The sequence below is a fragment of the Paraburkholderia sp. genome, assembly GCF_035501035.1.
Lineage (GTDB): Bacteria > Pseudomonadota > Gammaproteobacteria > Burkholderiales > Burkholderiaceae > Paraburkholderia.
In genome coordinates this window covers 21,640-31,056 of sequence record NZ_DATJWR010000204.1, presented here as the reverse complement: position 1 = coordinate 31,056, position 9,417 = coordinate 21,640, and the positions used below count along the sequence as shown (strand labels likewise).

Below are 9,417 nucleotides of genomic sequence, written 5' to 3'. Positions count from 1 at the left end.
CGATCTGGACGGTCGGTGTTTTCGCGTCACTCTACGCCGGTTACTTGAAGCCCGATTTGCGGGTTACATGCGCGAATCTATCGTCAGTTATCAATGGCTTCGCGACCGTGGTATTGGCGGTCGTCATCGACCCGCAAGTATCGGTGATGACGGACGACGTAATCGAAGGCCGGATTTCTGAAAACACCTTCCGGCGAGCAATTACGACACTTGCGGGCGCACGCGTTGTCGGGACGCTGATTGCGCAGGCCGTGCTTGTTCCAGCGGCATTAATCATTGTTCGCATCGCCGAACTCATCTAGTGCTGCGATCAATGCGGAGATCGCGCCCCCTTGTCCGTCGCACCAAGCCGAACGTGTCAGGCAGAGCGCCGCCACTTTCGGCTAGTCGACATCGCGCTGAAGATCGCAGACGATTCCAGGGAGCGAACAAAGGAGTAGGAGATCGGCGATGACGTTCTTTTGGACTTTGAAGCGCATCCCTGAGCTGGCGAATCTACCGGCGCGCGATAGACGCGTATATTAGCGACGCGCCTATCGTCGTAGCTGGCGCCATTGGCAGACATGGGCCGGGTTGCTCGCGTGCGCAATTTGCGCTGCAGTGGGTGCGGCACTTGGTGCATTTGCCGCGCATCCGATCGTTGGAGCCGTTATCGGAGGCGGCGTTGGCGGATTCATATTTGGGCAAACTACCGTACGTGTCGCGCGCTCACATTACAGAAACGTACTACTAGGCCTCGACAGTTAGCCAGCTGACCGGTTCGGTAGCTCTACTACCTGAAATCGTTGGCAATCCACGCAGCTCTTCTCGCCTGAGCGTCCGCTTGCCGCTGGACTGCATGAGACGCGCACCCGAGGCGTTGTCGAACTCAGCCGAGGGGCGCTGGTATCGGCCAGGAGCGCCGGTCGACGCGTGCCTCCGCATCGCCGACAGTCCAGCTTGTTGTCGAAAGCTGGACGTCGCGCGGCATATGAATTGGACCTTTCGGAAGCGAAGGAAAGAAGGGCTTGCCTGCTGGTGTATGCCATCGCCTACCAGAACGAAGTTCATGTGAGGTGCCTGTTCAAAAGCCCGAAGGAAAGCCTTCGCGCCGCATCCGACAACTCGGACAGGGCACACGTCCTGCCGTGGACTTCACCGCCGAAGCGGTTCAATACGTCCAAATCATAGGCAGGGTCGTTGCAATCAATGGCGCCGTGTGTGCAACAGAATGCGTTTCAATAACCTGAAATGATTGTTACACTTGCGGCGCCAAGCCTTGATCTGGTCCACGGTCGGCACGCCCATTTTGATGCCCCGTGGAAATACCAAAACCAAAAAAGGAACTCGGGGATCAGCAATCTATGAGGATACATATAGCAAGCGCAATCGCATGTGCCGCTGCAGTGGCTGGCTGTGGCGGAGGTAGTGGATCGGGAAACGTTTGCCAGCCAGTCACTACCGGCGGTTACGCGCACTGCGCGCCATCTGGCAACCCGCCCCCACCATCAACCGCCATCCCTGAAGGGATCTGGGGAGGCGCAACGAGCGACGGAGCAGCGGTGTCGCTACTTGTCCTGGAGACGGGTCAGTATTACCTCGTGCCTACATCGCCCACTATCGATGGACTGGTTGAGGGCATCATGACTGCGAGCAACTACAGTTTCACGGATGCCGCCGCTGTCGTCTATTCATCGTCCACTACGCTTGTTGCAGGCACCGTTTCCGGATCATTCATCGCGAAGACGTCGCTCTCTGGCACCCTGACGACCGCCCAAGCTCTTTCCTCGCCGTTCCCGCAAGGCGCAACCAGCGTAACCTTCAACGGCAACTACAATTCCCTGTATGACACGCCCGCGACAGTCGCTGAAGCGGTTGGGACATGGTCGGGTCAAACCTCGGTATCGACCTCCCCCGTAACGTTGACCGTTGCTGCGAATGGAGCTGTTAGCGGGTCCGACGGAATCTGTACGTTCAGCGGCTCCGTTTCTCCTCGACCGACGGGTAAGCACGTGCTCGACGGAACCGTGACGTTCAGTGGCAGCGGTTGCCTTCTGCAAACCAGCAACCCATTGACTTTCGAGACCGTCATTCAAGGAGATCAGCTCGTCGCGGCAGGCGTTACCTCGCAGCGCGATCATGGGTTCTCCATATTCGCGAAGAAGAACTAACGGTATTCGGATAGCGTGATCCCGATGCGGGGCGCTCTGAGCGCACCCCCGCATCGGGAAATCGTTCTTCTCGCTCTTGTATGGCCGCTTTACGTCCGGTCGAAGGACCGCTCCGGGTCGGTTGCTGCCGAACGAGGACCGAGCGACGGCGGATTGCCCCGCCGACTCAGTTTCCGACCGGGTGCGGCCGAGGCTGTGTGAAAACGCACGCCAAACGAACCTGTCGATCAACTCGACCAGTCAGATCGTCGTGTGTGAGCTTGGAAACGGCTCGGGAAGGGTAAAGCGACACCCGAAAACCGGGAAGTTATGAGTTTTCACACAGCCTGGGCCAAGACCGGACGTTCGACATCGCGGCGTAAATTGTTGACAATGCACACCGATATGACACTGAACGCCACGAGACGGAGGTGGTACGGGCGGCTCGGCTTCGCGGTGCCCAGCGTGCCGACCGGGGTTGCGGCGCATTTGGGGGCGCTGTCTGAACGGGGCTACAAAGCGAGGAGATCAGGCAACAAGTGAACAAAGTTGTTGACGTATAAAGTCGGGCAACTGGCCCGCCTTGAGGTACTCCCCGACCATCGCGAATATCTCCAGATAGAGAAACATCAGCAGCAGGTCCGTGAGGGTCACGCCGTCCGACTGCACCATGTGCCAGATCAGCACGCCGATTTCCACCACGGTGTCAATGCCTATGATTAGCACTCCGAACAATTCAGCAAGTTCCGTGGCGCGCTCAAGGCGCTCCTTGATCGCTCTTCGCAGAACATTTTCGCAGTTCCCAACGATCCTGTATGGGGTGGAAGCCGGACGAAATGAAATTCCGAAAATCCGACAACCAATCCGTGCGCCATTGACGGGAGCGCTCCCGCTTCCCCCTTTCCAACGATCCTCTGCTCTCTACCGCGGCACGCGCCTGTGTTGCATCGGCATCCATTTCGTTAGCTGCCCCCTTTTTTGAGTCGTTTGTAACCATCAAAACGAGTATTTGACAAGTTACTCCACGATGAGTAACCTTCTAAAACCATCTTAAACGGTTACAAAGCAAACGGAGGCGAGGCGGACAGGCGCAGTTCGCCATTGGCCGCGACGTAACGCTGTTCATCTGGCAAGAGGCGTTGTGCCTCGTTTCGCCGGCCGGGTTGCCCGGCTGGCTTGTCAATCGCGCCAGCCATCCTCAGGAGAAGCGTCATGCGTGCAATCGTGCTCGACAAGTTCGGCGGCCTCGATAGCCTCGTCTATACGGAACTGCCGGAACCCGAGCCACTGGAAGGCCATGTGGTCATCGAAATCAAGGCATTCGGCCTCAATCATGCCGAGTTGCACATGAGGCGCGGCGAGTGGGCCGAGGCGGCCAGGGTGAGCGGCATCGAGTGTGTGGGCGTGGTGAAGTCGTGCCCTGGCGGTGAATTTCCCGTGGGCGCGAAAGTCGCAGCGCTGATGGGTGGCCTCGGACGAACGATCAACGGCAGTTATGCCCAATACACGCGGGCGCGCGCGTCGAACGTGGCGCTGATTGATTCCGACCTGCCCTGGGCCGATCTCGCGGCGATTCCCGAAACATACGCGACCGCATGGACCTGTCTCTTCCGCAATCTCGAGATCGAAGAAGGGCAAACGCTGGTGATTCGCGGCGCGACATCGTCGTTCGGGCAGGCTGCCGTGAAGCTCGCCGTGAACGCCGGCGCAAACGTCATTGCAACCACGCGCAACCCGGAGCGGTTTGCAATGCTAGAGGCCCTCGGTGCCGCGCGCGCCGAGCTCGAAGGCCCCCACTTGTCGAAGCGCATTGCCGAGGCGAAGCACATAGACGCCGTGCTCGACCTCGTTGGCAACAGCGTGGTTCTCGACTCGCTCGCCGTGTTGCGGCGAGGCGGCCGGGTGTGTCTTGCGGGCTGGCTGGGCGGCCTCGACCCGATTCCCGATTTCAATCCGTTGCTGCAGATGTCGAGCGGTGTTTATCTGACGTTCTTCGCGAGCTTCGTGTTCGGCACGCCGGGATTTCCGCTCTCCGACGTGCCGCTTCAAAAGATTGCCGAAGACGTTGCCGCCGGCCGCCTCGATGCCAGGCCCTCGCGCGTGTTCGCATTCGACGAAATTCACGAAGCGCATCGCGTGATGGAAGCCAATGAAGCGGGCGGGAAGATGGTGGTCGTCGTCTGAGCGGCCCGGCATCAGCGCGTGGGAGAGACCGCGCGCAAGTCGTCGAGCACGGCGCGCGCGAACTCCAGTTGGGTCACCAGCGCAGGAGAGGCGGGAAGAATCGGTGCGCGTGTCTCGGGCAAGACGCACGCGTCGAGCGCCAGCATGGCCTTGATCGCGCTGGGGTTCGGCGCGGCGAACAACAGGCGCAGCACGGGCTTCACCCGCTTGAATAGCCGGCTCGCCGCCTCGCCGTACCCTGCTTTCACCAGCGCCTGCACGTCGCGCAGCAAGTCCGCGCAAACGTGGGCGCTTGCCAGAATGCCGCCTGCCCCACCGGCCTGGAGACAATCGAGAAATGCTTCGTCGGTGCCGCAAAGCAGATCGATAGGTAGCTGTCCTAACGCTTTGAAACGCTCGCCAGCGCAAGCCTTGATCGCCACGATATTGTCGATTTCCGCCAGCTCGCGCACCGTTTCGACTTCGATCGATACGCCGGTGCGATGCGGCACGTCGTAGAGCACGATCGGCCGCGAAGTCGCGCGCGCGATTTGCTCGAAATGCCATGTGAGACCCGCCTGGTCCGGGCAAACATAAGCGGGCGGCGGAACGAGAAAGCCGGCCACGTCCCAGTTTTCCAGACCGCGAAGGTCCTCTACGAACTCACGGGTGTCGCTGCCGCCAAGGCCCGCGAACACGGGCACGCGGTTCGCCACGACCTCCATGATCGCCTGCACCACGGCAACGCGCTCGGCATCGCGCAGGAGTGCCGCTTCGCCCGTCGTGCTGAGCGCGACGATGCCGGCAATGCCGCCGATCACATAGTCGTCGGTCAGGCGCTGCAACGCTTCGATATCGACTTCGCCTGCGCGCAAGGGTGTGATGACCGGCAACCAGATTCCTTTGAACATGTCAGGCTCCTTTGCGCTCGGTGCGTGGACGCAGGGCGCCGATCGTCGCTTGAGGAACGGTGGCCATCAGCATGTGCAAAGTGAAGTCGATATCTTCGGGGGCGATATCGAGCTGCACGCGCATGGCCCCGCGCGCGAAGGCAGTCTGCGCGACATAGACGCCGAGCGGGGAATGCAGCAGCGTCGCTAGATGGGCGCGCGCGGAATCGGCGGTATTTGCGGTCAGCACCACTTCCAGCCACGCACGCAGTGCCCGCAAGGGGACAACTTTGGCACGCGGGCGAGGGCGCGGGGCCACTACATCGGAATGGGTAATCGGATTTGCGCAAGCCATGAGATTGCTTTGCTACTCGCAGGTTGTGAACACAACCTTAGCGTAGTGCGGCGCACATAAAACTAGTGTCAAAAAGTCCGGTACGTCGTGCGTAAATTTCAGATACTTCCGCCGAGCTGAGGATTCAGCTCGAGATGCAGCACGACGAGCCAGCGCCGCGGGCAATTGTTGGCGATCGCGAGTTTCTCCGCATGGGCGCCTGAGCCGGATTGCGGAGATCCGATATATCCCTGCTTCTTTGCCAGCGTCCAAGCCGCCCGCGCGTCTGTCACCAGCCAGTGGCTCACCAGAACGCAGGTCACGCAACTGAAGATCACCGTCTGGAACTCCGCCATGTCTGGATCGATTCGCTCGGCAGCGAAACTGAATACCGCACTCAATATCTGGTCGACGGAAAACGTGAGGAGCACGAGCTTCAGCCAGCCTCGAAAGCGCGTCGGCATGATCAGCGGGGCACCGTTGGGTTGAGTGGCTGATGCTCCACGGGAGCAAGCGCGTGAAATGCGGCGATGCCGTCCTGATCGCAATGCATGACAATTCCTCGAAGTGATTCGTCGCGCAAGTTTAGAAGTGACACCCAGCTCCAACAAGAAAAAATGTCGTAAAGAGCCTCGCATTGGATGGCGCCGGGAATCGAGCCCTGGCTGGGAGCTACATCGTATTTACGGATCGAGGGCGGATCTTTTACGGGTTGTTTACGCGCTTTTCGCTACGATCCTCGTGATCCGGCCCAGAGCGATCATCCAAACCGCCGGTTTGACCGATCGCGCAATCACGCGGGAATGATCCGCGTATCTGGCGTTTCGATGTCGAACATCGCAGGCAACTTCGTGCTGAAACTACTCATTCCTATCGTTGACCCGCACGGCGCCGCCGAAGCCGCACGCCATAGCGCGTTTCTTTTTGCGGAGCGCGGCATGGTCGAAGTCGAAATCGTGGAGACGCTGCGGGACGCAAGCGACGACCGCTCCTCGTGGTTCCGGGCTGCTTTGGAACCGCACATCCGCAAGCAACGACGCGTACGCGATACGTTGAGCGCCACCTGCGCGATTCTCGAAGACGCGGGCGTGCCCTACCGGTTGCGACATGCGCCAGGGCCCGCGGAACGAAGCATCGCCGCCTGCGTTGAATGCGGCGGCGCGGATATCGTCCTCGTGGACGCGAGCCATATCGGCTTTCTTCGCAAATGGATGATGCTCACGCGGCTCAAGCGTCTTTGCAGCGTGCCGGTCACGCTGCTGTATTGACGGCGTCGAATGCGCGAGATCCCTTCGCCGATCCGACCTATGCTTCGAGCTGCCTCCACGGTGACTCCGCAAAAACGTGCGCTGCTTCGCGTCTGCGCGTTGATCCTTCTCGTCATCCCCATTTTGACCTCGGCGTTCGCGTTCTTTGCGTTCTCGAATCATCCCGATTTCGCCCTCGGTCTGACCACATGCTTCTGCTTCATGTGCTGTGCGCTGCTTGCCGCATGGATTCGGTCCGATGCGAGGCACGCATGGTCGCGGGCGCGCGAATCGGGCTTCGTGCAACCCGCCGCCATTCGCCCGGGGCGTGCAGTACGAGTCTCGAATGCATGCCCTTCGCGATGGCTCGTCGAGCTGCATGGCGGCATCGTGGCGGAGCAATGGCGCCGGAAGCGCGCGGCGGCGCATGACGCCCGTGCCGCCCTGTCACGCGCGGCTGGCCTGCGTGCGCGAAGTAATCGCGCCGACAAGACGCCGGTGAGCCGCTTCGTAGGCCTGCCCCTTCAACCCGCCCTGATGCAGCGCCGCGTTCACGATCGCCGCCAGTTCGGCCCGATAAGCGTGATCGCCGGGAAAGATGTCTGCAACCCCGATCAGCGACCTGACGAGCGGCGAAACCGTTGCGTCGAGACTACCCAGCCCGGCCACGAACGGCACGGCGCGCGCGAGCTCGTCTGCTGTGGAGCGCACATCCAGAATCTGCGTGATCCGTTCCTCCCAGACCAGCAGCCTCGCGAGACGCGCCAATGTGCCATCGCACGCGAACTCGCGCTCGAACGGATGGCGCCGCATCCAGCCGGCGACTTCACTGCTGGGCATCGGCTTCGCAATCGCATAGCCCTGCACCAGATCCACGCCGAGCGTGGCGAACGCGCCGACGATATCCATCGACCCCACGCCCTCGACCACCACGCGCTTGCCCATCGCGTGACCGAGTTGCGTGAGTTGATAGATGAAGCGCAGCACGTCGAACGCGTCGTCGGCTTCGATCTGCACCATATCGCGATCGATCTTGATCCAGTCGAACGGCAACTGCCGCAGCCGCGCAAGTCCACTGGCCCCGGAGCCGAGATCGTCCTGCGCGAACGTGACGCCCAAAGCTTTGAAGCGTGTCGAGATCGCATGCTGGCCCTGCCCGAAGGAAAGCGCCGCGGTTTCGAGCACTTCCAGCGTCAGTTGCCCGGGTGGACAGCCATATTTCGCCAACATGGCTTCGGTTGCCTGAAGATAGCGGATATCGCTGAGCCCGGTCGGCGGAAGATTGATCGACAAAGCCAGTGGGAATCCCTCGTCGAGCCAGACGAGGCGTGCCGCTAGCGCATGCTCCAGCATGCGCACGTAGATCTCCAATAGATCGTCGGATACGAGTGCGGGTAGAAACTGGGCTGGAGCGAGCAGTTGCCCCTCATCTTCGAGGCGCGCGAGCGCCTCGACCTTCGTTACCTTGCCCCGCTGCACGTCGAGCAACGGCTGGTAGTAAGTCAGCAAGGCTTCCGAGCGCACGAGCGCCGCAAAGTGCTGGCGCTCGCGCATGGGAATGGCCTCGTGGAATACGCTCGCCGTGCCCAGCCGCTCCAGTGCGCAGTTGAGCACGGTCTGCAACATGGCGAGAAAAGCCGTTTGATTCGCCCCCATGAATCCGCCCGGCAACGCGCTGTACAGCAGCAGGATCGCGAGGGGGCTCTCGCCGAAAACGCCGAGCGGAACCGCCGCGCAGGAACGAAAGCCGCTTTTCAATACCAGCTCGCGCCAGGGCGCGGCAGCCGAAAGTGTCTTGAAGTTGATGATCCGCTCGATATTGCCGCTGCGCCAAGCACGGCCAACCGTGCCCTGGCCGCGCGGATCGTCGGCGTCGGTCACGACGCGGGTTCGCTCGGAAATCAGGAGCTCCTCGACATAGCCGAGCAGACTCTCGCTCGCCGCGGCCTCGAAGTGAAAGACACCTTGATCGTCAGGACGACCAATCGCACAGCCGGCAATTTCCTCGTGCGCCGCGAGAATATCGACGACGCGGTGAATGAGGTCCCCATAGTGCTCACTGCCCCACGCCACTTTCGTTACGTCCAGCAATGCCGCCTGCTGCGCGCTTTCGATCTTCTGATAGGCCTTGAGCTGCTGGGCGAGGTCGTTGTTCAGGCGTTCGGCAAAAAGCGAGAGGCCGCGGCTGTCGACCGTGCGGCCGATGCGGCGAAAGACCGAGGCGGCGAGCAGGGCACGGCTCTCCACCAGTTCGTCCTTGTCGAGCCCGACGATGGCGTGAATCCGGCCGATGCGCAAGGCATTCGCGATACGTTCGGCATCCTTGATGTGTGGCGTGGCGAGGGAGAGGAGATTCTGTATCTGCCGCTGTTGCAGGTGCCGGCGCTCGGAATCGTCGAGCATGTCCAGAATCACGCGCGACTTCGGGAGCTGGGCGAGCTCCGTATAGAATTCGGCCACCGCAGCCGGCGCGTGGACGCGCAACGCCTCTAGCAGAGAAGTCACCACTCACACTCCTGTTCGTCACCCGGTTGCCCGAATCCCGGCGTATTTTTCCCCGGTTGGCGGCTCGGCCGCGCGAGCGGCTCAAGTTCTGGCACGACTGCCCGCATCGTCTTCGATGCGCTCATCGCCTTACTGTAGCATCGCTGCGG

At 61.1% G+C, this 9,417-nt stretch carries 9 protein-coding genes; 4 read left to right on the top strand and 5 right to left on the bottom strand.

The features are described 5' to 3' along the window. Together VMJ11_RS14530 and VMJ11_RS14525 are read left to right on the top strand one after the other, a co-directional pair. A partial coding sequence (locus VMJ11_RS14530; protein WP_325620091.1) for a lipid II flippase family protein occupies positions 1-302 on the top strand: 302 nt, incomplete at its 5' end. Between the two features lie 1,320 nt (positions 303-1,622). Further along, positions 1,623-2,150, top strand: coding sequence for a hypothetical protein (locus VMJ11_RS14525; protein WP_325620090.1), 528 nt, complete (start codon positions 1,623-1,625; stop codon positions 2,148-2,150). 507 nt (positions 2,151-2,657) lie between these two features. Here VMJ11_RS14525 and VMJ11_RS14520 read toward each other — a convergent pair. Continuing rightward, on the bottom strand, positions 2,658-2,855 hold the full coding sequence (locus VMJ11_RS14520) for a phosphate-starvation-inducible PsiE family protein (RefSeq protein ID WP_325620093.1): 198 nt from the start codon (positions 2,853-2,855) through the stop codon (positions 2,658-2,660). A gap of 486 nt (positions 2,856-3,341) precedes the next feature. On the opposite strand from VMJ11_RS14520, the gene VMJ11_RS14515 reads away from it, so the two are divergent. Then, positions 3,342-4,313: a zinc-binding alcohol dehydrogenase family protein gene (locus VMJ11_RS14515; protein ID WP_325620089.1), complete on the top strand. Its 972-nt coding sequence runs from the start codon at positions 3,342-3,344 to the stop codon at positions 4,311-4,313. Between the two features lie 11 nt (positions 4,314-4,324). Here the strand turns inward: VMJ11_RS14515 and VMJ11_RS14510 are convergent, their stop codons facing one another. The 3 genes from VMJ11_RS14510 to VMJ11_RS14500 form a co-directional block, all read right to left on the bottom strand. Further along, the gene (locus VMJ11_RS14510) at positions 4,325-5,203 is read right to left on the bottom strand and encodes a 4-hydroxy-tetrahydrodipicolinate synthase (protein ID WP_325620088.1); all 879 of its coding nucleotides are present in this window, start codon (positions 5,201-5,203) and stop codon (positions 4,325-4,327) included. A 1-nt stretch (position 5,204) separates the two neighbouring features. Beyond that, positions 5,205-5,537 carry a hypothetical protein gene (locus VMJ11_RS14505; protein WP_325620087.1) on the bottom strand — a complete coding sequence of 111 codons (333 nt, stop codon included), beginning with the start codon at positions 5,535-5,537 and terminating at the stop codon, positions 5,205-5,207. A 98-nt stretch (positions 5,538-5,635) separates the two neighbouring features. Then, positions 5,636-5,980 (bottom strand): hypothetical protein, encoded by a 345-nt coding sequence (locus tag VMJ11_RS14500; protein ID WP_325620086.1) that lies wholly within the window; start codon positions 5,978-5,980, stop codon positions 5,636-5,638. 177 nt (positions 5,981-6,157) lie between these two features. On the opposite strand from VMJ11_RS14500, the gene VMJ11_RS14495 reads away from it, so the two are divergent. Then, complete coding sequence (locus VMJ11_RS14495; RefSeq protein ID WP_325620085.1) at positions 6,158-6,784, top strand: hypothetical protein; 627 nt, start codon at positions 6,158-6,160, stop codon at positions 6,782-6,784. Between the two features lie 426 nt (positions 6,785-7,210). On the opposite strand, the gene VMJ11_RS14490 is transcribed toward VMJ11_RS14495, so the two are convergent. Next, positions 7,211-9,268 (bottom strand): EAL domain-containing protein, encoded by a 2,058-nt coding sequence (locus VMJ11_RS14490; protein ID WP_325620084.1) that lies wholly within the window; start codon positions 9,266-9,268, stop codon positions 7,211-7,213. Positions 9,269-9,417 lie beyond the last annotated feature (149 nt).